This window comes from Halegenticoccus soli, from assembly GCF_002844195.1.
Lineage (GTDB): Archaea > Halobacteriota > Halobacteria > Halobacteriales > Haloferacaceae > Halegenticoccus > Halegenticoccus soli.
In genome coordinates this window covers 682,862-703,789 of the sequence record NZ_PEND01000001.1, presented here as the reverse complement: position 1 = coordinate 703,789, position 20,928 = coordinate 682,862, and the positions used below count along the sequence as shown (strand labels likewise).

The following is a 20,928-nucleotide window of genomic DNA, read 5'->3' as shown; positions in this document are numbered from 1 at the left end:
GGGGGGAGCCGCCCCCGCGTACCCGGGCCGGAATGCCTCCCCGTTTCGATCACTGCGCCGCGACGGCCGGATCGGCCGCCACGTCGGCGTCGCCCTCGATCTGACGGCTGCCGCACTCGGCGCAGGCGGGCGGCCGCCCCTCGAAGACAGACCCGCAGACGCGACAGAACCACCCGAGGTCGCTCGACGCGTCGTCGGAGGAGGCGCTCCTCGAACCTCCCCCGAGGCGGAACCGTGGCGCCCGGAGGTAGCCGCGGATCCGGGCCGCCGCGCGCCCGACCCGCGCCCGCCCGGACGTCATATCGCCCCCCGCTCGACGGTAACCGCCCGGCTCGCGACGGCGAGCACGTCCGCGACCCGCGTCCGCTGGTGGGAGACGCGCCGCCGCCGCGAGTCGTAGACGATCACGCCGATGTCGGCCAGCTTCGGCAGGTGAATGTGGTGGAGGGACGTCGCGATCTGTCTCCGGTCGGGGTCCGTCCGTCCCTCGCCCGTCTCCAGCCGCGACACCCGGTCGACGAGGGTGTCGAAGTCGACCGGGTCGGCCGACAGGTCGGAAAGCGCCTCGAGGACGTTCCGCCGCCGCGGGTGCGCGAGCGCGTCGACCACGCTGTCGACCCGACTCCCGTTTCGCGGTCGTTGTTTCTGCGTTACCATCGCTCCTATGTCACGACTACAGTAATAAGAGCCATCACGACCGTTGTCCACCGTTCGCCTCCGTTTCACGCCGTTTTCGACGCCCGTCGGGAGGTGGCCGCCCGTCGCTCGCGTTTTCGGGCTTCGAACGCCGTCGGTTTCGGCGTCGGCGAACCGTCTGAACGGAGAAAACGGTCCTGAAGGCGTCGTTATCGATGCGGATATGATCCCCCTACGTAGCGTTCCGCGAACGGTAGTGACAGGGAAAATAGACTGTATCCGGATCCGACACGGAGCCGGCAGTCGCGCCGTAGACGGCGCCGGCGACCCCCTCCGCGATCGCGGTCGCCGGCGAGCGCTTCCGCCGGGCGCTCGTCGCGGCCGCGCGTGACCCGCCAATTTATCTCGCCTCCGGCCGAGGGCTGCCGCATGACCGAAAGCCCGTTCGACGTGACGATCCGGGTCGGCGAAGTTCGTCGGGCCGAGTGCTTCGAGGAGGCGAACAAGCCCGAGATGACGAAGCTCTGGATCGATCTCGGCGACGCCGAGGTCCGATCGGCCGCGCAGCTCGGCTACCACTACGAACCGGAGGAGCTCGTCGGCAGGCGGGTGCTCTGCGCGACGAACCTCGGATCCGTGCGGATCGCCGGGTTCGAGTCGGAGGCGCTGACCGTCGGCGTGCCGGGCGACGACGGGAACCCCGTGCTCGTCGTCCCGGACGAGGACGTCCCCCTCGGCGGAACGCTGTACTGAACGCCCGACCGCGGACGTATCAGTCGTCCAGACATACACAGGACTTTTGGTAACCAGGCGCATACGCGAACCCGCCGCCGGGGTGAAAACGAGATGGAACACGACACCGACGAGGCCGACGTCGCCTGGCAACTCTACCTCGACCGCGGGGTGATCCTGCCGGGCTACGCGGGCGAGATAATCGAACGGCGAACCGCACTGCACGCCTGAAACGGACGACCGATCGCGTCGATCCCACCGACCGCGCCGACCGTCGCCGGGACGGGGCTGTGGGCCGCACTTCCGGGGTGCGGGTGAGGACCTACGGCCCGCTTGACCGTCCCGCGCGATCGAACCGACTCCTCTACGCCTTCTGCCGCCGATGTCGGGAGTCGCCGCGCCCGGTGACAGTCGTTCGGTCGGCACCGTCGGGCGTTGCACGATTCACGAACAGTGATTCCCGTAGGGGGCGTACTTCCCGCAAAGGGTGTGGGAATCCGTGTCTACCGAGGACAAGTATCCGGAACCGACGAGCAGGCGGCGCTTCGTGAAGGGCGTCGTCGGCGGAGCCGCCCTCTCGGCGTTCGCCGCGGCGGGGGCGGCCGGCATCAACCTGACGACGAGTCCGACCGGAGAGGGCGGCGGGCTCATCGAGTACTACGGGGTCAACGTGGTCGGCGGCCCCGCCCCGCGGCCGATGCCGCAGATCCCGATCGAGATCGACGACGAGGGGAACGTTCTGGGCGTCTGGCCCCCTGTCCGGGAGGTGACCCGGCAGGGGGAGACGGTCGCGGTCGCTCAGATGCGGTTGGGCGACATCACCTACAGCAGCGAGTGGTTCCAGTACTGCGGCGTCGAAACCTTTCCCGGGTTGGAGCCGACGGCGGACCGGGACAACCACTTCCGGTACGCCGAGTCGTCGCAGTACGACTGGCAGAACCAGGAGGTGTCGCCGGGCGACCCCGTGAACGTCGACGACTTCGCCGACTACCGGACGTGGGGGAACGAGATCGGCCAGCCGGGCGTCGGAAAGCCCGCGTCGGTCACGTGGCGCTCCGAGGGCGCCGACGCGGCGAGCACGATCCCCGTCCTACTCATCCGGAGTGATCGGATCGGACAGGCCGCGCGGGACGACGCGTGGCTCCGAGCCAGCACGCGGGAAGGGTTCGTCGCGATCCTCAACAAGTGCACGCACTTCTGCTGCGTTCCGGGGTACAAGATCGACCCCGCGAGCGCGCGGTTCGACGCCGAAAACGAGATCTACTGCCCGTGCCACCAGTCCGTTTACAACCCGTTCACGATCATCAGGCAGTCGTTCGTCGCGTTCCCGCGGCCGGAGGAGGACGGCGAATGAGCCGGGGCGACCCCGCCGGACGGCGGTGGCCCGGCTCGTTGATCGGCGGCGTCGTCGCCGCGCTCGCCGTGATCGCCCTGGTCGCCGCGCCGTTCTCCCTGCCCGGAACGGGCGTGTGGGTGTACTACGCGCGTCCAGCGGTCGGCCCCGTCGCCGTCGGCGTGCTCGCCGCGTTCTTCGCGCTCGTCGGCGCGCTCGGACCGCTGTTCCGGATCTGGCCGGCGATCGTCGGCGGAGCCCTCCTCGCGCTCTCGCTCGCGATGGTGGGGATCACGGTGTTCTGGCTGACGCGGGTCTCGGAGGCGATCGTGTTCTCGCTGTCGACCGTCGACGCCCTCCGATACCACCGGTGGGCGCTACTGGGGTTCGCACTCGCCGCGCTGGTCTGTGCGGCGTGGTACGCGGGCGCTTCGGTCGCGCGACGGTCGACCGCGGGCCGGACGGGTCAGGCGGCGGACGGCGACTCCCGGTCGTAGCGGCGCGCGGCGACGGCTCCGCGAACCGCCCGCCTTTCGCCGAAGCGACCGTCCGGAGAAGAGCGAAATCGACCGCTCGCGGTCACGTGTACCAGGCGAGTCGAACGGAGACGTTCGACGTTATCCAGGCGTTGTCGTTCCCGCGTTCGTAGATCTTCGTCTCGCCGCCGCCCGTCCGCTTCGAGAGATAGACGCCGCGCCGGCTGTCCGTTTCAGTCATTGATACGTCCGTGTCCCGGCGGACGAACCGCGCGTATTTAAGAATTCCCGATCCCGAACTATAAAAAGTGAAGGATGTGCTTCGATCCAGAATGAAATCGCGCGTGCGCTCCCCGATCCGTCACTCGCCCCCGCCTTCGGGCTTCCGAACGGGCGCCGGGGGGTGGAGTTCGACGCCGACGTCCTCCGGCGCGATGACGTCGGGGAGTTCCCCCTCGCGTTCCCCGGTGATGTCGTCGAGTATCTCCCCCAGGTACGCGTTGAACAGCTCGGGGTTCTCGCTCATCGGGAAGTGGCCGATCTTCGCCATCTCGACGGCGACCGCCCCGTCGCCGATCCCCTTCGCCGTCTCGCGGCCGTCGTCCGGCGTCGTCAGGTAGTCGTACTCGCCGTTGACGACGTAGACGGGGCACCGCTCGGCGTCGATCTGGTCGAGTTTGTCCCGGTAGTCGTGGTCGACCGAGTAGTAGTACAGGTCGCCCTTGAAGACGCCCGTCGCGCCCTGCTCGTACAGGTACATCGTCTCCCGGCGCGCCTCCTCGGGGCTCTGCGGGGCCATGAGACCCCAGCACGAGTAGGCGTTGACCTCGGTCGTGTTCACGTGCGGGTGGTCGAGCCAGTCGATGTAGAAGCCGGGGCTGTGGGCGGCGCACTCCAGGCCGATGAGGGCGCGGAATCGGTCCGGGTACCAGTCCGCGAGTTCGAGCACGACGTTGCCGCCCATGCTCGACCCCATGTAGATCGGGTCGTCGAGTTCCAGCGCGTCGGCGATGCCGACGATCGTCTCGGCGAATCGGTCCGCCGTGAGCGTGTAGTCCTCCGTCCACCACCGCTGGGTGGTCGGCGGGACGGACTTGCCGTGGAACGGCAGGTCGTAGGCGATGACGCGGAACCGATCCGTGATCTCCTCGTCGGTCAGGAGGTTTCGCCACTCCTGGCAGTTGTTGCCCGCCGTGTGCTGACAGAGAAGCGGGATGCCGTCCTCGGGGCCGTTCTCCTCGAAGTACACGCGGTGATCGACGCCGCCGATCTCCACGTGTACGTACCTCCCCGTGATCTCCTCGATCGCGCCGCTCATCTCAGCTGCCACCTCCGTTGTGCGCGACGCGCATCAGATCCAGCGCACGCTGGAACGGCCGCAGGTTCTGGAAGATCCGCTTGTTGTCCCCGGTCAGCACGAGGTGCCCGTCCTCGCCGCGAACCGCGCTGCGGTAGTGCGACGCGATGATCTCGTGGTTGAACGGCGGCGGCGTCTCCCGGACGAACTCCTCCCAGGCCTCGCGCGACCCCTCGACGCCGAACTCCCACCGGTGGTTCAGGCCCGGATTCGGGACGACGTCCCGAACTCGCCCCCGGTCCATCTGGATCAGGAATCGCTCGTCGCCGATCTCCACGTAGAAGTTGGCGTCGAACTCGTCGTGTCCGCGGACCCGCATCTCGGGGTCGTCGTTCACCGTCTCCTTGTACCGCTCCCACCATTCGTGACTCGCCAGTTCCATGTCTGTCATCCGAGTGACCTCCGGTTAGTGGATCGACGCCCACGGTAATGAATGACGATTCACGCGAGAATGAATACCAAACCGACGGACAGCTCCGCCGGACGGTCGACCCGCTACCGTCGAACTCTCACCGGCTTTCCGGCCGAGATGAACGGCTCGTCGGACCCGCGCGCGAAAAGCGAGAGTCCCCCCTCGTCGTCGCATCGCTCCGTCCAGACCGGCAGCGCCGGAATCTCGTAGTCCTCGGGCTCCCGGTACAGAGACGCCAGCGCCCACTCGCGCGCCCGCATCACCGCCTCCACGCCGTGCCGGCCGCGAGCGCGTCACCGGGGGCGACGCCGCTCTTCGAACTCCGGACCGTGGCCGCGAATCCGTCCGCACTCGTCGGCGACGACGTTTCGATCACTGCCTGCATACACGATGGTTTAGGCTGGCCTAAAATAGAAAAGCGTGTCGATTTTAGGCCGGCCGAAATGCGGCGGTCTGCGCGCGGACGCGCTGACGGGTGGTCCCGCCCGGGTCAATCCGATCGCGCGGGAGAGAACGAGAACCGCCGGACGGGGGGTTCGTCGAAGTTGCCTCGGCGTCGGTTACGCGATGCTTTCACCCGGATCAGCCGCAGCGGAACTGACAGCTCCGTGTCTTCGAACGAGAGGACGGTCGCCGGCCGTCGCCGATCGGCACGGAGGGCGAGAGAGCGGTTCTACCGATCGTGCAGAAAGTATTTATAAGAATAGGAGACAGGAAACTCAAATGGCGAGGGTATCAAATATATGGGAGAACGGCGACGACGGCGCGCGATCGACCGTCGACGGGGGCGGAGACCGGGACGAAGACGAGCGGACGTCGAAGTTGCGGCGTCTGCTACTTCGAGAGGACTTCCGTGGCCCCTGACGGGGACGTGACGGCGATTCGGCGGCGGTTCTCGCTCCTCTGCGATCGAGTCGCGACTGCCGTTCCCCAGCCGCGGTCGGCAGGCGGCGCGGGGGCCGACCGAGCCGGAGCGGAGCAGAACGAGCGGGAGCGACCGCGCCACGTCGAACTGCTCGCGGATGACGGGATGCGGGCGAGCGCCCGGCGGCTCTACGAGCGGTCGGCCGCCGACGACCTCCGCTTTTCGGTGGCGACGGACACCGAGGGACACGGCTACGCCCGGATCGAGCTGGTCTACGACGCGGAAATCGACGACTGAGGGCGCTCCTGAGGTCGACAGGCGGTCGCGCCGACGACCCGCCACGGTTCACTCTCGGGATCCGCGCCGTCGCATTCGTCACGCGTCTGTTCCCGTTCGGGCGCCGTCAGAGCCCTTACGAGGGCGTCAGCGACGGCGCTCTCCGGTCGTCGCGGAAGGAAAGTGAGGAGTGGAGGACGGCGGGTGCCTCTGACGGGAATTCGCTCCTCCCTCGTCCTCACGTCAACGGGGCACCTTGTCCAACGAGTTCTCGGTAAAAGGAACTTCTGACCGATCCGTCAAAAGGCGGCTCTGCGCCGGTTGTACCTCGATCTTCGAAGGAGAAAGCGGGTGAAGCGCCATCGGAGCTCATTCACGGTTGTCAGAGGCACCCGCTCGACCCACTCGGGTGGGCTGGTAGCATAACTGCGTTGTACCACCATGTAGTTTTCGGTCGGACTCGTTTCGATGATCGAAAGTCTCGGTTTTAAACACGAAATCACCTCCTCGGTTGAAAATTATCCTCGCTGGGTGCAACTCGCCGATGCGCTATTCCGATGGAAAGGTGGGGTAACGGTTGACAGGCTCGGTGGTTGACGGCGGGCACGGTTCCCCACACTTTCGGTGCCCCCGACGGGCGTTTAGCGAAACGAACCGGTTATTCATATGACTTATGGCCTATGAATTGAACGGTGTCGAGTGAAGAATACTACTCCCACCGGGCCGTTGTGATAGAGAGACAGATCGATTCGGTACCCGCGTTTCGGCCGAGATCGGGGGTGACCGTCGGCTCCGCGGATCGACTGAGGCCGCGATCCGGACGGACGCCGCTGGAGAATGCGCTTTCAGTTTTCGAGGATATCGCGAAATTAGGTGGCTGGGGAGTTGTAGCCCCCGATGACGCCCGACCAGAAGTCGGGCGTTTGGAAGGTGGGCCAACGCGGATTTGAACCGCGGACCTCCCGGTTATCAGCCGAGCGCTCAACCTGACTGAGCTATTGGCCCAGGCGAGCGCACTCTGTTGTTGCGCACAATGCCGTTTAAGAGTTTCCTTTTAGCGCCCCGTTTGCGTCTTACGGTTTGGCCGCGTTGCGCCGTCGGTTCGCACGTCGTCCGAGTCGACGCGGACGCGACGGCGCTAGCCGTCGCTCCGCTCTTCGTCGTCGAACCGGTACGACTCGGGGTCGACGTTGTACGTGTCGTCCCGGGGGAAGCCGGCGGTCCAGACCCGGCCGGTGACGAACCCCTCCATCCGCTCGTCGAGGTACGGGCGGACGACGAAGCGCTTCAGCGCCTCGCGGACGGGGTACCGCGTCACCGGGACGGCGAGCAGAAACCCGATCGCGTCCGTCACGAGCCCCGGCGTGAGCAGGAACGCCCCGGCGGCGATGAGCAGCCCGCCGTCGAGGAGTTCGTTCGTCGGCGGCTCCCCGACGGAGAGCTTGCGCTGGAGCCGCCGCAGCGCGCTGCGACCCTCGGCCCGGACGAGCAGCATCCCGACGAGGCCGGTGAGCACCACCAGCGCGACGGTGGCCTGCCAGCCGAGGATCCCGGAGACCGGGATGAGCAACAGCGCGTCGGAGAGGGGGATGAGCAACAGGAGTGCGATGAGCCACCGCGTTCGCATACTACGCACTTTCCGGCCCGGCTGTATAGCCCTTTTGCCGTCGGCGCGTCGGCGATTCGTCGAACCGGACGCGGCGGACCCGTGAGGACGGTCGGACGCCCCGCGCCGTCCCCGTCGCCTCGAAGCGCTTACGCCCCTCGCTCCCCGACCACCGGGTATGAACGACGAGACGCGCGTCGAGTGGCGTGACTGGGGCCCCGACGCGTTCGACGAGGCGCGGCGGACGGGCAAGCCGGTGCTCCTCTCGCTGTCGGCGACGTGGTGTGCGGGCTGTCACGAGATGGACGCGGAGACGTACGCCGAACCGCGGATCGCCGCGAACGTCAACGACGGGTTCGTCCCCGTCCGCGTCGACGTCGACAGGCACCCCCGCGTCCGCGAGCGGTACAACATGGGCGGGTTTCCCTCGACGGTGTTCGCCACGCCCGACGGCGAGATCCTGACCGGCGCGATGTACCTCGGTCCCGAGGGGATGCGGCAGGTCCTCGAAAGCGTCCGGGGCGTGTGGAACGAGAAGGGGGCGGACGCCGGTCGCGTCCCGCGCAGCCTCTCCGGCGACCCGACGCCGGCGGGCGAGGTCACGCCGGTCATAGAAGAGCACATCGCGGGGCAGCTGGGCGAGAAGTACGACTCCGACTACGCCGGGTGGGGGACCGACGCGAAGTTCCCGCTGCCGCGGACGGTCGAGTTCGCCCTCAAGCGCGAGCGCGGCCAGGCCCTCCGGACGCTCGACGCCGTCCGGGACAACCTCCTCGACCCCGTCGCCGGGGGCTTCTTCCGGTACGCGGGGAACCGAAACTGGTCCGACGTGCACCACGAAAAGCGGCTCGACGACAACGCGGCGCTCGTCCGCGCGTTCGCGAACGCCTACCTCTACACCGGCGAGGGGGCCTACCGCCGCCCCGCCGAGCGGACGGTCGCGTACCTCGCGGACGACCTCTGGACGGGCGTCGCCTTCGGCGGCAGTCAGGGACCGGCGGCCGGCCGGGAGTACTACGCCCTCGACGAGGCGGGGCGCGAGGGGACGACCCGCCCCCGGACCGACCTGACGGCGTACGCCGGCGCGAACGCCGTCGCGGCGGAGGCGCTCTTGACTTACCACGCCTACACCGACGACGAGCGCGCCCGTCGCTACGCCCGTCGGACGCTGGAGTACCTCGACTCCGAACTCGTCGACGGGGGCGTCGTGACCCGCTACGCCGACGGCGGCGACCGCGGCGAGTCGCGGCTGCTCGTCGATCACGCCCGGGTCGCCGCCGCGTTCGTCCGGGCGGAGCAGGTGCTCGGGGAGGGGTTGGCGACCGCCCGCGCCGTCGCCGACGAGGCGATCGAGTCGCTCCACGACGACGGCTCGTTCCTCGACGGCCCCGCCGAGGGCCCCGGACTGCTCGACCGACCGCTCCGGCCCCTCGACGGAAACGTCGAGATGGCGGACGCGCTCGTCGACCTCGCGGCGGTCACGGGCGACAAGTCCTACCGCCGCGTCGCGCGCGAGTCGATCGCGGCGTTCGCCGGCGCGTGGGATCGCATCGGCGTCCACGTCGCGGAGTACGGCTCCGTCGCGGCGCGGCTCTGTCGGGAACCGCTCGTCGTCGCCGTCGCGACGGAGCCGGGTTCGGACCTCCACCGCGCCGCGCTCCGCGTCGCCGACCACGAGAAGGTCGTCGTCCCGAACGCCGACGAGCGGTTCGACCTCGACCCCGGCGCGGCGTACGTTCTCGGCGACGGCGAGGCGGTTCCGGCGCGAACGCCGGACGAACTCGTGGCGCGGGTCGCCGAGCGAGCGTAGGTTCGCGTCGCGGGGGTCGAACGCGCGGACCCGCGTCGCGTCGACGAGATCGGACGGTTCGCGTCGCCTCGACGGCCGTGGGATCCGGTCGACGCGACGTAAACACCCGGTGCGTTTATCTCATTCGAGCCGCACGTTCACCCATGGCGAGTCTGCGCGACCTCGGGCTGTCGGAATACGAGGCCCGGTCGTACCGCGCGCTCCTTCGAACGGGTCCGACAACGGCGAAGGAGTTGTCCCGCGCGAGCGACGTGCCGATGGGCCGGATCTACGACGTGCTCAACGCCCTCGAACAGTACAACCTCGTCCGGAGCCAGGCGGCGAGCCGTCCCAAGAAGTACGTCGCGGTCGAGCCGGAGGCGGCTCTGGATCGCCTCCTCGAAGACAAGCGGCGGGAGTTGGACGAGAAAGCCGCGCAGTACGAGGCCATCGTCGACGAGCTCGTCGGCGAACTCGACGCCGCGAAACCCGTCGAGGAGAAGTTCTGGACCGCCGCCGTCGGCCCGGAGGAGACCGTCGATCTCCTGCTCGAACGGCTGGCGGCCGCCGACGATCACGTCGTCGTGGTCGCGGGGTCGTCGTCGGCCGCGCAGTTCGACCTCGGTCGGGTCGGCGACCTCGTCGCCCAGGCGCTGGAGGAGGCGCTCGACCGCGGGGTGTCGGTGTCGGTGCTCCTGTCGCCGGAGCTCGTCGGGACGCTCCCGCCGAGCGTCGGCGAGCGGTACGAGGAGCGGCTGTCGGATCACCCGTCGTTCGCGGTTCGGACGGCGGAGGCCGTGACCGGGACGTTCAACCTGATCGACGACACGGAGGTCTGCATCGAGGTGCCGAATCCGCTGAACCCCGAGGAGGTGTTCGCGATGATCGACCTCAAGGACGCCGAGTTCGCCTCGAACGTGCGGGACGTGTTCGACCCCCGGTGGGAGGACGCGGAGCCGCTGTCGTTCTGAAAACTCTCGTCCGGACGGGTGTTCCGTTCGGAACACGCGCCCGTGACGAGCCGCGGCCTCCCGCCGCCTTTATCTGCCCGAGAGCGCCTGAGAGACCACATGGGGGATAGATTTTCGAGGGGGGAGGGAGCATCCGGCCGCGACCTTTTCGGCGCCGTCGCGAGCCACCGACGGAGACGCGTCCTCGCGCTCCTGACGGACCGGACGTCGCCGGTTCCGCTCGCCGACCTCGCCACGCAGCTGGTCGCCCGAGAGGAGGACAAGGAGCTGCTGGCGGTCACGAGGGAGGAGCAGCGACGGGCGCTCGTCGACCTGGCTCAGACGCAGCTTCCGAAGCTGGAAGACGCTGGTCTCGTCGCGCGCGACGCGGAGCGGAGAACGGTCGCCGCGACCGACCACCCCGCCTTCCGGGACCCCGCGTTCGCGGCGGCCGTCGACACCCACGACCCTTCGTGGGACCCCGCCCTCTCGGCCCTGGCGAACCCCCGCCGCCGAGCGGTCCTGAGCGTTCTGCGCCGACGGCGAGAGCCGGTCGACCGGAGGGAACTCGCCGCCCTCGTCGCCGCGCGGACGGGCGACCGATCCGAGGTGAGCGAGGGATCGAAAAGTGAGGAGGCGGAACGCGAGGGAGCGGGAAGCGAGGAGACGCGGTGCCCGACCGAGGACGAGCGGCACAGGATTCTCGTCTCGCTTCACCACGTCCACCTCCCCAAGTTACGTCGGGCCGGGATCGTCGAGTACGACGCCGAGCGGGAGACGGTGGCGTACCGGGGGCACCCGGCGTTGACCGAGCGGTGGCTCGACGCCGAGCCGGGCGAGTCACCCCGGACCGCCCCGTCCGCCGAGGGGCGCTCGGACGAGATCCGGACGATCGAGGGGCGGGAGGACGTCGTCGCCCACGGGCAGTCGCTCTTCGACCGCGCCGACGAGGAGCTGTTCCTCATGATAACGACGGACGGCCTGCTCGAAGAGGAGTGCATCGCGCGGCTGGAGGACGCCGTCGACCGGGGCGTCGACGTGTACCTCGGCTCGCAGACCCCCGAAGTCCGCGACCTCGTCCGCGAGCGTACCCCCGACGTGACGATCTGGGAGCCGCAGACGGACTGGCTCAACCTCCCTCCGACGCGGGAGCGGGTCGGACGGCTCGTGTTCGTCGACCGCGAGGCGCTCATGCTCGGCACGCTCGGCGAGGAGGGCGCCGCGGGCGTTCCGAGGGAGACGGCCATCGCGGGCGAGGGGGCGGACAACGCGTTCGTCGTACTCATGCGCGAGATGCTCGGCCCGCGCCTCGACCACCTGGACGCCCAGAGCGAGGACTTCCTGTCGCAGATTCCGCTGTGAACGAGATCCATGACGACCGAAGAAACTCCGCGCGAGTCCGATCCGAGTCGATACCGCCTGCGGCCGTTCGAACTGCCCAGCGAAGGCGTGTACTTCGCGGTGGCCGCGGCGAAGAACTGTTCGCCGCTGGAGCTACAACCGCTCGACGTCGCGATCGACCCCGACGCGCTGGACGCGCTCTTTCGGTCGGACCGGGGCGCGGAAGCGCTCCGACTGACGTTTCGGTACTGCGGTCGCGAAGTGGTCGTCTCCCCCGACGAGATCCGGGTGTGCGACCGGCGGGCGGCCGAGCCGGAACCGGTCGACGACTGACGCCGGGACGCGGCGACCGAGTACTCGATCGTCTCGTCCTCCCGGGGGCGGCGAAGTCGACGAAGTCGGTTCGAAAGCGTGGCTACCGCCCTCGAAAACAGCGGGTTCGAAGGGACCGAAACGGGATTTCGAGGGAAACGGGGCTGGAGCCGGAGCGGGGAGGAAGGTCGGGGGACCGCCTACCGCGACAGCACGATCTCGGAGCGCAACTGTTCCATCGCAACCTCGCGCTCGGCGTGAGCGTTGTGCTGGTGGATCGACTCGTCGTTCGACTGCTTCATGTGGATCACCGCGTCGTCCGGGAGGTGGTCGAACCGGTCGACGACCGACTCGGCCATGGAGCGCACGCAGTCCTCGACGAACTTCGCGTTCGCGTGCGCGTGGTAGGTCATGTGGTCCTCGTCCGGGCGCTTTGCGAGGTTGTAGATGCGCGCGCTCATCGCGTCGCGGGCGATGTCGATCACGTCCAGCAGGTCGACGTCCGGCGACCCGTCGCTCGTGACGGTCAGCGTGGCGTGCCCCCGCTGAGAGTGGCCGGGCTGCGGGACCGCGTCGAGGAACTCCGCGATGACCTCGTCATCGACGCCGAGGTCCTGAAGTTTGTCCTTCGCGCGGGCCGTGGACATCCCCTGCGAGCACGGGCAGACGGTCATGCCCGTCACGCGCGCGCCGATCTCCTCTCTCGTCCCCTCCTCGGTGGCGACCGCGCTGGCGATGATCGTCGCGGTGCCCTGCGTCCCGAGGTCGCTCGCGGGCGTTCGCTCGCGAGTCATGAGTTCCGCCGTCATGCGGACCTCCGCCGTGCTCGTGTACTCGTGCTTTTCGAGCAGCCGCTCGGCGGCGTCGCCGCAGACGTCCTCGACCCGGTACGTCGGCTCGCTCACGGCGGATTCGAGCGTCTCGTCGATGACCTGCATGTTCCGGCTCATGTCCGCGCCCTTGCGGTTCGCGGGCAGGTCGACGAACACCGAAAAGTCGGCCATGAGGACGATCGGCCGCTTGCCGTCGCGGGCGACCTTGACCAGCTTTTCGACGCCCGTCACGCCGACTTGGCTCAGCCCGACGGTCACGTCGGGGCGGTTTGCCTGTACGTCAGGCAACTGGTGGCTCATCGTTCGAACCGAGGGATGCTCGCCGATTAGGGCTTTCGATACCGGGAACGAACGCCGCGCGGCCCGCCTGAACCGCCGCGACGTTCGGCGGGTCAGGGCCAGTCGTCCCGCGTCCCGGCGTCGAAGGGGTCCTCGTCGCCCGTTTCCTCCGCGATCTCCCACCCGGCGGCCTCGGCGGCGTCTTCGACGGGGAGGAACTCCCAGCCGGTCTCCTCGGCCACCGCCTCGTCGTCGTCGCTCGTGCCGACGAAGACGTGCCGGTCGGTGTCGAACTGCCGCTTCACGTTCTCCAGGCTCTCTTTCACCCCTCGTGGCCCCGAGAAGAAGTCCTGCCGAATCCGCTGTTTGCGGGTGAAGTTCGTCACCACGTACGTCGGCTTTTCGCTCACGACCCCGACGTACTTCGTCCACTGACGCGCGTCGTTGAACACGGCGTTGGGGTCGGCCAGTCCCTTCAGCGCCTCCAGCTCGAACGCGAGCGTCATCGTGCCGCCGGATTCCATACGTGTGGTACCGAGGGCCCGTGGAAAACGCCTTCGGTCCGACGGAACCGAACGGCGGGCGAAAAGCGATCAGAAGGGATGCGGCGGGCGAGGAGCGGGCGAGAGGCGGCCGAAAGACGGCCGGTTCGCGGCGTTCAGCGCCCCGTCACCCGGTAGAGCCGGGTGAAGACGATGACCTCGTTCTCGCGGAGGTCGGCGGGAAGGGGGCCGGCGTCGGTCGCCTCCCCCTCCGCGGCGGCGAGGACGCGATCCTGCGCCGCGTCGCTGAGTTCGTCGAAGTGGCGCACGCGCGAGCCGGACGGGACGGACTCGACGCGGCGGACCGCGAGTTCGGGGCGCACGATAGACCGTGACATGAGGTATCAAATACCACGATGGTTGATAAACGTTCCCCCGCTCGGGGAGAAAACGAGGAGAGTCCGGGGTTATTGTTCCTGCGGCGGGGCGAGTTCGTCGGCGTCGAACTTCTTCTCCAGCAGGATTTCCTTCTGGTCTCCGACGACGCGCTCTTCGCGCATGAGCCGCTTGTAGGCGCTCTGGGGGGCCAGATCGCCGATGAGGACGCCGCCGACGATCTTGCCGTCTTTGAGGGCGAGGCGGCGGTACTCGGTGTCGGAGTACTTGCGCTCGACTTCGTCGTCGCCGATGGTCGGGTGGCCGAAGGAGAGGAAGGGGAAGTCGAAGTGCGTGATGGAGTACGACGAGACCCACCGGAACTCCGCGGATTCAGGCTCGACCATGTTCTTCGCGGCGATGGTGCCCTGTTCCTTGGCGCTACCCCACGAGCCGTTCTGCGCGTACTCGCCGAGGATCGTGTCGTAAAAGCGCGTCAGGTCGCCCGCGGCGTAGATGTCGTCGACGTTCGTCCGCATGTGCTGGTCGACGACGACGCCGTCGTTCTGCTTGACGCCGGTGCCGTGCAGGATTTCGGTGTTGAAGTTGAGACCGATGGCGACGCCGGCCCAGTCGCACTCGTAGCGGTCGCCGTTCGGATCGACGGCGGCGACGATGCGACCCCCGTCGTCGACCTCGAAGCGGTCGACGCCGCTTTCGAAGACCGGCTCGACGCCGATCTCGCGCATGGCGTCGTGCATGATCTCCGCCCCCGACTCGGAGAGCGCGTAGCGCCACCAGGCGTTGCCGCGCATCAGGTACTTCGCCTCGACGCCCTGCGCGCCGCAGATGGCCGCGAGGTCGATGCCGAGCAGGCCCGCGCCCACGATGACGGCGTCGTCGGCGCTTTCCGCGCTCTCGCGGATCTTCCGGGCGTCCTGGAACGTCCAGAAGTGGTGGATCCCCTCGGCGTCGCTGTTCTCGACCGGGAGCTGGGTCGGCGTCCCGCCGGTCGCCACGAGCAGCTTGTCGTACTCGATCGTCTCGTCCTCGTGCGTTTCGACCGCGTGCGCCTCGGGGTCGATGTCGGTGACGAGCGTGTTCAGCCGCAGGTCGATGTCGCGTTCGTCGTACCACGACTCGTCGTGGATGGAGATCGGCGCCTCGGGCAGTTTCCCCTTGGCGAACTCCTTGATCAGAATTCGATTATAGAGGGACTCGCCCTCGTCTGTGATAACGGTGACATCGGCGTCGGGGGCCTCCTCGCGGAGCGTCTCCGCGGCAGAACTCCCCGCGATCCCGTCGCCGATAATCACGAACGACTGGGTCATGTGGACGTGCTTTGCGTTCGGGGTTAATGTCGGTTGCTATCTTCGTCATTCCGTGCGTATAGGGATTTAAGGAGCTTTGGGGGGTATGCGTGGCCTTCAAGGCGCCGGGACGCCAAGCCCGGGCCGATGAAGATCCGCCAGAACGCTCGCCACTGGGCCGCGAAGAAGGCGCTCACGACGCCGGGCGTCGGCCGCGTCGTCACCGCCGGCCTCGTGCGGCTGCACACGAACATCTTCCTCGGGAAGGCGGAGGAGGGCCGGGAGGACGAGCGCGAGGACCACCTCGACGCGTTCTTCGACGCGACGATGGACGCGTACGTCGCGGCGCTGGAGGAGGGCTACTCCGAGGCAGAGGCCCGCGAGATCACGCACGTGCAGGCGAACTTCGACTTCTTCAACCACGGCTGGACGGAGATGATGGAGATCCCGAGCGACGAGCTCGAAGCCCACTACGAGCGCTACCGAGACTTCTTCGAGCGGCACGGGATCACGATCGCCGACCCGCTCGGCGACTTCCGCACCCGCGAGATCCCCGACGCCCCGTCGACGCCGGAGAAGCTCGACGCGCCGGAACACCCCCACGCAGAGGGCGGCTTCGCCGACGACGTGTACGTCGAGGGCGACGACGGCGAGGTCCGCGTCGGCGGCCGGGAGGAGCCCGCGGACGTCGACGTCCGAGCCGCGCCGGGGATGGACGACGCCGAGTCCGACGCGGACGACTCCCGGTAATCGGCCGCGCTCTCGGGGGACGCGTCCGCAGGAGTCGAACGACGACCGCGAGGGCGAGGTCGCCCGTCGCGCCCCGTCGCCGGATCTCGGTTCCGCCTGTAACTATTTGGCCCCCTGTCGCCTTCGAACGGACATGGGGGACGGAACGCCGTCGGAGGACGCCCGGGCGGAGGCCGTGGTATCGCTCACGGGCGTGTACAAGGTGTACGAGCTGGGCCAGCCCGTGCCCGTGCTCGACGACCTGTCGCTGACCCTCGCCGAGGGGTCCTACACGGCGATCATGGGGCCGAGCGGCTCGGGCAAGAGCACGCTCCTCAACCTCATCGGCTGTCTCGACGCGCCCACGGCCGGGATCGTCGAGATCGACGGGCGCGACGTGACGACGCTCTCCGAGGACGAGCGGGCGACCGTCCGCGGGGAGAAGATCGGCTTCGTGTTCCAGACGTTCAACCTGCTGCCGCGCCTGTCGTCGCTCGAAAACGTGGCGCTGCCGCTGGTGTTTCGGGGCGTCGCGCGCGAGGAGCGGCGCGACCGGGCCGCGGAGCTGCTCGAACGGGTCGGGCTCGAAGACCGGATGGACCACCGGCCGACCGAGCTCTCCGGCGGGCAGCGCCAGCGCGTCGCCGTCGCGCGGGCGCTCGTCAACCGCCCGACGATCGTCCTCGCCGACGAGCCGACCGGGAGCCTCGACAGCGAGACGAGCGGACAGATCCTGGATCTGCTCGACCGGGTCCACGCGGCCGGCAACACGGTTCTCCTCGTCACCCACGAGCGGACCGTCGCCGAGCGCGCGGAGCGGATCGTCCACGTGCTCGACGGCACGGTCGAGTCCGTCGAAGAACTGGGGGGCCGACGAACCGCCTCGGCGAACGACCGATGGACGTAATCGAGGCGCTGCGGATGAGCTGGCGGAGCATCACCGACCACAAGCTCCGCTCGGCGCTCACGACGCTGGGCGTGATCATCGGCGTCGCCGCCGTCATCGCGTTCGTCACGCTCGGGGCGAGCCTCCAGGCGGACATCGTCCAGACGCTCGCGGGCGACACCACGGACGTGATGTACGTCTCCGCCGAGTCGCAGACCGAAGGCGAGATCGGCGTCCTCCCCTCGCGGGGACAGGCGGTGTTCACCGACCGCGACGTCGACCGCATCCGCCGGATCGACGGGGTCGAGAACGCCGTTCCGGTCGGCGGGTTCGCGACCGCGGGCGTCGCACACGGGGACGACACCGTCGGCCGGCAGTTCGTGACGGTGACGACGCCGGGGTACTTCGGCGTGAACGACCAGACGATCGTCGCGGGGCGCACGTTCCGGTCGGGCCAGCGGGAGGTCGTGGTGAACCAGCAGGCCGCCCGGATGTTCCGGGGGAACGTCTCCGTGGGCGACGAGATCACGTTCACCCGGGCCGGCTCCGGGGAGGAGCTGAACGCGACCGTCGTCGGCATCGCGAAGAGCCCCGACCGGTCCGGTCGGGTCCAGTCGCTCGTCGGGGACGACAGGCCGGCGATCTACGCGCCCGCCGACCCCTACTACGAGCGGACCGTGATCGCCCCCTCGACCCGGTCCGAACAGCGCGTGTACGCGCAGGTGCTCGTCAGGGTCGACGACGTGGAGCGGATCGAGGCGGTCCAGGGGCGGGTGTACTCGTACCTCACCCAGCGGTCCGACGCGCGCGTGCTCAAAGCGCAGGGGAACCAGTTCGAGGTGCTGACCCACGAGCAGATCGTCGACCAGATCGAGCGGATCAGCGCGACGTTCACCGCCTACATCACCGGCGTCGCCGTCATCTCGCTCGTCGTCGGCGCGATCGGCATCGCGAACATCATCCTCGTCAGCGTCACGGAGCGGACCCGCGAGATCGGTGTCATGAAGGCGATCGGGGCCCGGCGGCGCGACATCATCCAGCTGTTCCTGCTAGAGGCGATCCTGCTGGGTCTCCTCGGCTCCGCGATCGGATCCGTGGTGGGGCTGGCGAGCGGCGCGCTGGCCACCGCCGTCATCGGGCTCCCGCTCGAAGTTCGGCCGATCTGGTTCGTCGTCGCGGTGGTCGTCGGCCTGCTCGTCGGGATCGCGTCCGGACTCTACCCGGCGTGGAGCGCGGCGCGGACGGATCCGATAGAAGCGCTTCGGCACGAATAGCCGGGGAATGGTCTCAGTTCCGCTTTTCGGCGATCCGGTCGGCGCACTCGTAGCCGGCGACGATGCCGCCGTTCAGGCTCCGCTCCGGATACTGCGCTCGGCTCGCCATTCCGGCGTAGTAGACCCCCTCCGCGACCTCGTCCGCGAGGTCGTACGGGACGATCATGTCGAGGTAGCCGCGCTCGTAGACCGGCGCGGCGCGGGGGTTGCGGGCGACGCGGAACGCCGAGACGGCGTCGCGGTCGAACGCCGGGAACATCTCCTCGACGTGGTCGAGCCACGCGTCCTCCAGTTCGTCGTCGTCCATCCGCCAGTTGTCCTCCTCGTAGTCCTGGATGTAGCTGGCGACGTACAGGAGGTGGTCGCCGCCGTAGCGCTCGGGCGGCACGAAGTTCGTGTGCTCGATGAGCGCGCCGAAGGGGGCGTCGTGGGCGATGTTCAGCCAGTACGTGTCCGTCAGCGGTTCGTCCATCGTCACGACCGCGCAGACGGCCCCCTGGAAGTCGATCTCGCAGTCGTACCCCGTCAGCTCCTCCAGCACGTTCGGCATCGCGGCGACGACCGCCGCGTCCGTGCTCCAGGCCGCCTCGCCGTCGTCGGTCTCGACGGTGATCGCGTCGACCGCGCCGCCGTCGAGATCGAGACCCGTCACGCGCGCGCCCGTGGAGATGTTCTCCTCGCCGACCGCGTCGACCAGCGCGTCGACGAGCGGGGCGAACCCGCCCTCGAAGTAGCCGAGGATCTCGCCCCGGAGCAGGTCGCGCTCGCCGCGGAACTTGATGCGGCCGAGCAGCCACGCGGCGCTCACGTCGTCCTTCCGTGAGCCGAACTTCGCGTCGAGCAGCGGCTCGAAGAAGTTCTCGTAGACGCCCCGCGTCGTGTGCTCGATCAGGAAGTCCCTGATGGGCACGTCCTCGAACGCGGCGAGGTCGTCGTAGGTGTCGAACTGCGGGATCCCGCCGCGGACGTCGATCTCCATCGTGAGCATCCCCAGGCGGAACTTGTCGTAGACGCTCATGTGGGGGTACGCGAGGATCTCCCAGGGCGTGTCGAGGGGGTGGACCACCCCGTCGACGTAGTAGGCGTTCTTGCCGACGAGCCATTCGAGGCGGTCGCCCACGCCGAGGTCCTCCGCGAGTTCGACGATGGTCCGCTCGGACTTCGAGAGGTGGTGGTAGAACTTCTCGATCGGGTCGCCCGCCGTCTCGTACACCGCGGCGAGCCCGCCGACCTCGTCCGACGCCTCGAACACCTGCACGTCGTATCCCCGCCGCTGAAGGCGATAGGCGGCCGCGAGTCCCGCGATGCCGCCGCCCACGACACTGATCATGACTGTCCCTCCGGCACGTCCGTTTATGTCGCTTGTGGGTCGCCGGCCGCCCGAAGACTGAAGAGCGCGGCGCGGCGGTAAGGAGTCAGAGACCGCTCCCGGAGCAGAAGCGGAGTAGTCCACTCCGACCGTCACCCGCCCGCTCGTTTTTAGGTTGCGCCGTCGTAGGTTCGTCCGCATGTCCGAGAAAGAGGAGCTTTCGGTCGACGTGGAGGTCGAAGTCGAGGTGGACGAGGACGAACTGGAGATCGAGGTCGGCGACGTCGAGACCGCCGAGGCGGAGCTCTCGGTCGACGGGCTGGAGATCGAAGTAGAGGTCGAGGTCGAACGAGCGGGCGGGACGGAGTCGGACGGGGAAGACAGCGAGCTGAGCGACTACGAGGACGCGAGCGAGGAGACCGACGAAGGCGAGGAAGCGAACGGGAGCGAGGCGGAGGAGAACGACGAGGAGAACGAGGGCGAGTCGGAGCCGACGGGCGCGGACGAATCGGAGTCGGAGGGAGACGACCGGGAGGAGTGAGTCGGAGGAACGGACGACCGCCGCACCCCGGCGTCGGAACGCCGAGCCGAACCGAGGCCGGATCGAGGCCGAATCGAGGCCGAATCGAGGTCGGTCCGGCCTCGGTTCGAAGGACGGGCCGAACGTGGCGGAAACCGGGCGCGGAGCGCGAGTTTTAACCGCCCCAAACGGCAACCACCGGTATGGCACAACCGCGCGTCCCCGGAGGACGGGGGGAGGAACTCGAACTCCCCTGCGGCGAGACGAAGCGCGTGAGGGACATCGACATGGGGATGCGGGAGTTCGACTGCGCCTGCGGTGGGACCCACGCCGTCGTCACCGACGTCCACCCGCCCGACCGCTTTCTCCCCGAGTTCCTGGTCGAGATCCTGCGGGAGGCGATCGAGACGACGAGCGAGGAGATGCCGGAGTTCGGCACGCCCCACCTCATGGGTATCGTCCTCGAGGAGTTCCCCGAGAAGGTCGTGAGCGAGGACGTGACCGACGACCAGGAGATCGGCTACGCCCTCCTGTGGGTGACCGACTTCGACTCCCGCCGCCTCCACGAGATCATCGTCGAACTCGTCGTCGAACTGATGGAACACGCCGTCAGCCACGCCGACGACGAGGCCGCGATCTCCGAGTTCGAAGCGCAGATGCTCGAGTTCGACGTGTCGGCGTTCGTCGAACAGTACCGCGCCGAGCGCGACCTGGGCGAGGAGGACGTGTTCGTCTGAGCCGACCGAACGACCGCGAATCGTCCCCGAAGGGCCCCCGAAGCGCGACGGCGGCGATCCCCGTTTTGTCGGACGCCCGTCACACTGAGGGTTAAGTCGGTCGATCGCA

General features: G+C 68.5%; 26 protein-coding genes and 1 tRNA gene. 13 read left to right on the top strand and 14 right to left on the bottom strand.

Annotated features, from left to right (window positions below; translation table 11 throughout):
- Positions 1–49: 49 nt before the first annotated feature.
- On the bottom strand, positions 50–301 hold the full coding sequence (locus tag CNO20_RS03620; protein ID WP_101294637.1) for a hypothetical protein: 252 nt from the start codon (positions 299–301) through the stop codon (positions 50–52).
- Entirely contained in the window at positions 298–657 is a 360-nt protein-coding gene (locus tag CNO20_RS03615) for a DUF7344 domain-containing protein (RefSeq protein WP_101294636.1), read from the bottom strand. Before CNO20_RS03615 ends, CNO20_RS03620 begins: the two co-directional genes overlap by 4 nt.
- Positions 658–1,065: 408 nt before the next feature.
- On the opposite strand from CNO20_RS03615, the gene CNO20_RS03610 reads away from it, so the two are divergent.
- From CNO20_RS03610 to CNO20_RS03600, 3 genes are all read left to right on the top strand, one after another.
- Positions 1,066–1,389: a hypothetical protein gene (locus CNO20_RS03610; RefSeq protein WP_101294635.1), complete on the top strand. Its 324-nt coding sequence runs from the start codon at positions 1,066–1,068 to the stop codon at positions 1,387–1,389.
- Between the two features lie 478 nt (positions 1,390–1,867).
- Positions 1,868–2,722 carry a Rieske (2Fe-2S) protein gene (locus CNO20_RS03605; protein WP_101294634.1) on the top strand — a complete coding sequence of 285 codons (855 nt, stop codon included), beginning with the start codon at positions 1,868–1,870 and terminating at the stop codon, positions 2,720–2,722.
- Positions 2,719–3,198: a DUF7548 family protein gene (locus tag CNO20_RS03600; RefSeq protein ID WP_101294633.1), complete on the top strand. Its 480-nt coding sequence runs from the start codon at positions 2,719–2,721 to the stop codon at positions 3,196–3,198. Before CNO20_RS03605 ends, CNO20_RS03600 begins: the two co-directional genes overlap by 4 nt.
- An 82-nt stretch (positions 3,199–3,280) precedes the next feature.
- Here CNO20_RS03600 and CNO20_RS22890 read toward each other — a convergent pair whose 3' ends face one another.
- From CNO20_RS22890 to CNO20_RS24030, 5 genes are all read right to left on the bottom strand, one after another.
- Positions 3,281–3,418 (bottom strand): hypothetical protein, encoded by a 138-nt coding sequence (locus CNO20_RS22890; protein WP_158237361.1) that lies wholly within the window; start codon positions 3,416–3,418, stop codon positions 3,281–3,283.
- Between the two features lie 120 nt (positions 3,419–3,538).
- A complete protein-coding gene (locus CNO20_RS03595) occupies positions 3,539–4,495 on the bottom strand; it encodes an alpha/beta fold hydrolase (RefSeq protein ID WP_101294632.1) in 957 nt (318 codons plus the stop codon).
- Between the two features lies 1 nt (position 4,496).
- Positions 4,497–4,925 carry a hypothetical protein gene (locus CNO20_RS03590; protein ID WP_101294631.1) on the bottom strand — a complete coding sequence of 143 codons (429 nt, stop codon included), beginning with the start codon at positions 4,923–4,925 and terminating at the stop codon, positions 4,497–4,499.
- 104 nt (positions 4,926–5,029) lie between these two features.
- A complete protein-coding gene (locus CNO20_RS23190) occupies positions 5,030–5,206 on the bottom strand; it encodes a hypothetical protein (protein WP_199174709.1) in 177 nt (58 codons plus the stop codon).
- Positions 5,206–5,331, bottom strand: a complete 126-nt coding sequence (locus CNO20_RS24030; RefSeq protein WP_269844115.1) for a hypothetical protein — start codon at positions 5,329–5,331, stop codon at positions 5,206–5,208. Before CNO20_RS24030 ends, CNO20_RS23190 begins: the two co-directional genes overlap by 1 nt.
- A 468-nt stretch (positions 5,332–5,799) precedes the next feature.
- On the opposite strand from CNO20_RS24030, the gene CNO20_RS03585 reads away from it, so the two are divergent.
- On the top strand, positions 5,800–6,108 hold the full coding sequence (locus CNO20_RS03585) for a hypothetical protein (protein WP_143423139.1): 309 nt from the start codon (positions 5,800–5,802) through the stop codon (positions 6,106–6,108).
- Between the two features lie 910 nt (positions 6,109–7,018).
- Here CNO20_RS03585 and CNO20_RS03580 read toward each other — a convergent pair.
- Together CNO20_RS03580 and CNO20_RS03575 are read right to left on the bottom strand one after the other, a co-directional pair.
- A tRNA-Ile gene (locus CNO20_RS03580) sits at positions 7,019–7,092 on the bottom strand.
- Between the two features lie 133 nt (positions 7,093–7,225).
- The gene (locus tag CNO20_RS03575) at positions 7,226–7,714 is read right to left on the bottom strand and encodes an FxsA family protein (RefSeq protein ID WP_101294629.1); all 489 of its coding nucleotides are present in this window, start codon (positions 7,712–7,714) and stop codon (positions 7,226–7,228) included.
- 157 nt (positions 7,715–7,871) lie between these two features.
- Here CNO20_RS03575 and CNO20_RS03570 point away from each other — a divergent pair, with 157 nt between their 5' ends.
- The 4 genes from CNO20_RS03570 to CNO20_RS03555 all read left to right on the top strand — a co-directional run bounded on the left by CNO20_RS03570 (position 7,872) and on the right by CNO20_RS03555 (position 12,106).
- Complete coding sequence (locus CNO20_RS03570) at positions 7,872–9,503, top strand: DUF255 domain-containing protein (RefSeq protein ID WP_101294628.1); 1,632 nt, start codon at positions 7,872–7,874, stop codon at positions 9,501–9,503.
- A 143-nt stretch (positions 9,504–9,646) separates the two neighbouring features.
- Entirely contained in the window at positions 9,647–10,453 is an 807-nt protein-coding gene (locus CNO20_RS03565; protein ID WP_101294627.1) for a TrmB family transcriptional regulator, read from the top strand.
- A 99-nt stretch (positions 10,454–10,552) separates the two neighbouring features.
- Entirely contained in the window at positions 10,553–11,794 is a 1,242-nt protein-coding gene (locus CNO20_RS03560) for a DUF7344 domain-containing protein (protein WP_101294626.1), read from the top strand.
- A 9-nt stretch (positions 11,795–11,803) separates the two neighbouring features.
- A complete protein-coding gene (locus CNO20_RS03555; RefSeq protein WP_101294625.1) occupies positions 11,804–12,106 on the top strand; it encodes a HalOD1 output domain-containing protein in 303 nt (100 codons plus the stop codon).
- A gap of 179 nt (positions 12,107–12,285) precedes the next feature.
- Here the strand turns inward: CNO20_RS03555 and mptA are convergent, their stop codons facing one another.
- From mptA to CNO20_RS03535, 4 genes are all read right to left on the bottom strand, one after another.
- Entirely contained in the window at positions 12,286–13,218 is a 933-nt protein-coding gene (mptA, locus tag CNO20_RS03550; RefSeq protein ID WP_101294624.1) for a GTP cyclohydrolase MptA, read from the bottom strand.
- A 92-nt stretch (positions 13,219–13,310) separates the two neighbouring features.
- Positions 13,311–13,721 carry a DUF7124 domain-containing protein gene (locus CNO20_RS03545; protein WP_101294623.1) on the bottom strand — a complete coding sequence of 137 codons (411 nt, stop codon included), beginning with the start codon at positions 13,719–13,721 and terminating at the stop codon, positions 13,311–13,313.
- Between the two features lie 134 nt (positions 13,722–13,855).
- Positions 13,856–14,077 carry a DUF7979 domain-containing protein gene (locus CNO20_RS03540; RefSeq protein ID WP_101294622.1) on the bottom strand — a complete coding sequence of 74 codons (222 nt, stop codon included), beginning with the start codon at positions 14,075–14,077 and terminating at the stop codon, positions 13,856–13,858.
- A 69-nt stretch (positions 14,078–14,146) separates the two neighbouring features.
- Positions 14,147–15,385 (bottom strand): NAD(P)/FAD-dependent oxidoreductase, encoded by a 1,239-nt coding sequence (locus CNO20_RS03535; RefSeq protein ID WP_101294621.1) that lies wholly within the window; start codon positions 15,383–15,385, stop codon positions 14,147–14,149.
- Positions 15,386–15,511: 126 nt separating this feature from the next.
- On the opposite strand from CNO20_RS03535, the gene CNO20_RS03530 reads away from it, so the two are divergent.
- From CNO20_RS03530 to CNO20_RS03520, 3 genes are all read left to right on the top strand, one after another.
- Positions 15,512–16,114, top strand: a complete 603-nt coding sequence (locus tag CNO20_RS03530) for a DUF6149 family protein (RefSeq protein ID WP_101294620.1) — start codon at positions 15,512–15,514, stop codon at positions 16,112–16,114.
- Between the two features lie 133 nt (positions 16,115–16,247).
- Positions 16,248–17,000: an ABC transporter ATP-binding protein gene (locus tag CNO20_RS03525; protein ID WP_101294619.1), complete on the top strand. Its 753-nt coding sequence runs from the start codon at positions 16,248–16,250 to the stop codon at positions 16,998–17,000.
- Positions 16,991–18,253, top strand: coding sequence for an ABC transporter permease (locus CNO20_RS03520; RefSeq protein WP_101294618.1), 1,263 nt, complete (start codon positions 16,991–16,993; stop codon positions 18,251–18,253). Before CNO20_RS03525 ends, CNO20_RS03520 begins: the two co-directional genes overlap by 10 nt.
- Before the next feature lie 13 nt (positions 18,254–18,266).
- Here the strand turns inward: CNO20_RS03520 and CNO20_RS03515 are convergent, their stop codons facing one another.
- Positions 18,267–19,583, bottom strand: coding sequence for an NAD(P)/FAD-dependent oxidoreductase (locus CNO20_RS03515; protein ID WP_101294617.1), 1,317 nt, complete (start codon positions 19,581–19,583; stop codon positions 18,267–18,269).
- Positions 19,584–19,761: 178 nt separating this feature from the next.
- On the opposite strand from CNO20_RS03515, the gene CNO20_RS03510 reads away from it, so the two are divergent.
- On the top strand, positions 19,762–20,103 hold the full coding sequence (locus tag CNO20_RS03510) for a hypothetical protein (RefSeq protein WP_233203892.1): 342 nt from the start codon (positions 19,762–19,764) through the stop codon (positions 20,101–20,103).
- Positions 20,104–20,285: 182 nt separating this feature from the next.
- Complete coding sequence (locus tag CNO20_RS03505) at positions 20,286–20,819, top strand: DUF5815 family protein (protein WP_101294616.1); 534 nt, start codon at positions 20,286–20,288, stop codon at positions 20,817–20,819.
- Positions 20,820–20,928: the final 109 nt, after the last annotated feature.

What these genes read in the sequence shown, in the direction of transcription:
- CNO20_RS03505 (WP_101294616.1), top strand. Translation starts at nt 20,286, where the DNA reads ATGGCACAACCGCGCGTCCCCGGAGGACGGGGGGAGGAACTCGAACTC.
- CNO20_RS03540 (WP_101294622.1), bottom strand. Translation starts at nt 14,077, where the DNA reads ATGTCACGGTCTATCGTGCGCCCCGAACTCGCGGTCCGCCGCGTCGAG.
- CNO20_RS03600 (WP_101294633.1), top strand. Translation starts at nt 2,719, where the DNA reads ATGAGCCGGGGCGACCCCGCCGGACGGCGGTGGCCCGGCTCGTTGATC.
- mptA (WP_101294624.1), bottom strand. Translation starts at nt 13,218, where the DNA reads ATGAGCCACCAGTTGCCTGACGTACAGGCAAACCGCCCCGACGTGACC.
- CNO20_RS03530 (WP_101294620.1), top strand. Translation starts at nt 15,512, where the DNA reads ATGAAGATCCGCCAGAACGCTCGCCACTGGGCCGCGAAGAAGGCGCTC.
- CNO20_RS24030 (WP_269844115.1), bottom strand. Translation starts at nt 5,331, where the DNA reads ATGCAGGCAGTGATCGAAACGTCGTCGCCGACGAGTGCGGACGGATTC.
- CNO20_RS03515 (WP_101294617.1), bottom strand. Translation starts at nt 19,583, where the DNA reads ATGATCAGTGTCGTGGGCGGCGGCATCGCGGGACTCGCGGCCGCCTAT.
- CNO20_RS03545 (WP_101294623.1), bottom strand. Translation starts at nt 13,721, where the DNA reads ATGGAATCCGGCGGCACGATGACGCTCGCGTTCGAGCTGGAGGCGCTG.
- CNO20_RS03620 (WP_101294637.1), bottom strand. Translation starts at nt 301, where the DNA reads ATGACGTCCGGGCGGGCGCGGGTCGGGCGCGCGGCGGCCCGGATCCGC.
- CNO20_RS03575 (WP_101294629.1), bottom strand. Translation starts at nt 7,714, where the DNA reads ATGCGAACGCGGTGGCTCATCGCACTCCTGTTGCTCATCCCCCTCTCC.
- CNO20_RS03510 (WP_233203892.1), top strand. Translation starts at nt 19,762, where the DNA reads ATGTCCGAGAAAGAGGAGCTTTCGGTCGACGTGGAGGTCGAAGTCGAG.
- CNO20_RS03570 (WP_101294628.1), top strand. Translation starts at nt 7,872, where the DNA reads ATGAACGACGAGACGCGCGTCGAGTGGCGTGACTGGGGCCCCGACGCG.
- CNO20_RS23190 (WP_199174709.1), bottom strand. Translation starts at nt 5,206, where the DNA reads ATGCGGGCGCGCGAGTGGGCGCTGGCGTCTCTGTACCGGGAGCCCGAG.
- CNO20_RS22890 (WP_158237361.1), bottom strand. Translation starts at nt 3,418, where the DNA reads ATGACTGAAACGGACAGCCGGCGCGGCGTCTATCTCTCGAAGCGGACG.
- CNO20_RS03560 (WP_101294626.1), top strand. Translation starts at nt 10,553, where the DNA reads ATGGGGGATAGATTTTCGAGGGGGGAGGGAGCATCCGGCCGCGACCTT.
- CNO20_RS03520 (WP_101294618.1), top strand. Translation starts at nt 16,991, where the DNA reads ATGGACGTAATCGAGGCGCTGCGGATGAGCTGGCGGAGCATCACCGAC.
- CNO20_RS03590 (WP_101294631.1), bottom strand. Translation starts at nt 4,925, where the DNA reads ATGACAGACATGGAACTGGCGAGTCACGAATGGTGGGAGCGGTACAAG.
- CNO20_RS03595 (WP_101294632.1), bottom strand. Translation starts at nt 4,495, where the DNA reads ATGAGCGGCGCGATCGAGGAGATCACGGGGAGGTACGTACACGTGGAG.
- CNO20_RS03535 (WP_101294621.1), bottom strand. Translation starts at nt 15,385, where the DNA reads ATGACCCAGTCGTTCGTGATTATCGGCGACGGGATCGCGGGGAGTTCT.
- CNO20_RS03610 (WP_101294635.1), top strand. Translation starts at nt 1,066, where the DNA reads ATGACCGAAAGCCCGTTCGACGTGACGATCCGGGTCGGCGAAGTTCGT.
- CNO20_RS03525 (WP_101294619.1), top strand. Translation starts at nt 16,248, where the DNA reads ATGGGGGACGGAACGCCGTCGGAGGACGCCCGGGCGGAGGCCGTGGTA.
- CNO20_RS03565 (WP_101294627.1), top strand. Translation starts at nt 9,647, where the DNA reads ATGGCGAGTCTGCGCGACCTCGGGCTGTCGGAATACGAGGCCCGGTCG.
- CNO20_RS03615 (WP_101294636.1), bottom strand. Translation starts at nt 657, where the DNA reads ATGGTAACGCAGAAACAACGACCGCGAAACGGGAGTCGGGTCGACAGC.
- CNO20_RS03555 (WP_101294625.1), top strand. Translation starts at nt 11,804, where the DNA reads ATGACGACCGAAGAAACTCCGCGCGAGTCCGATCCGAGTCGATACCGC.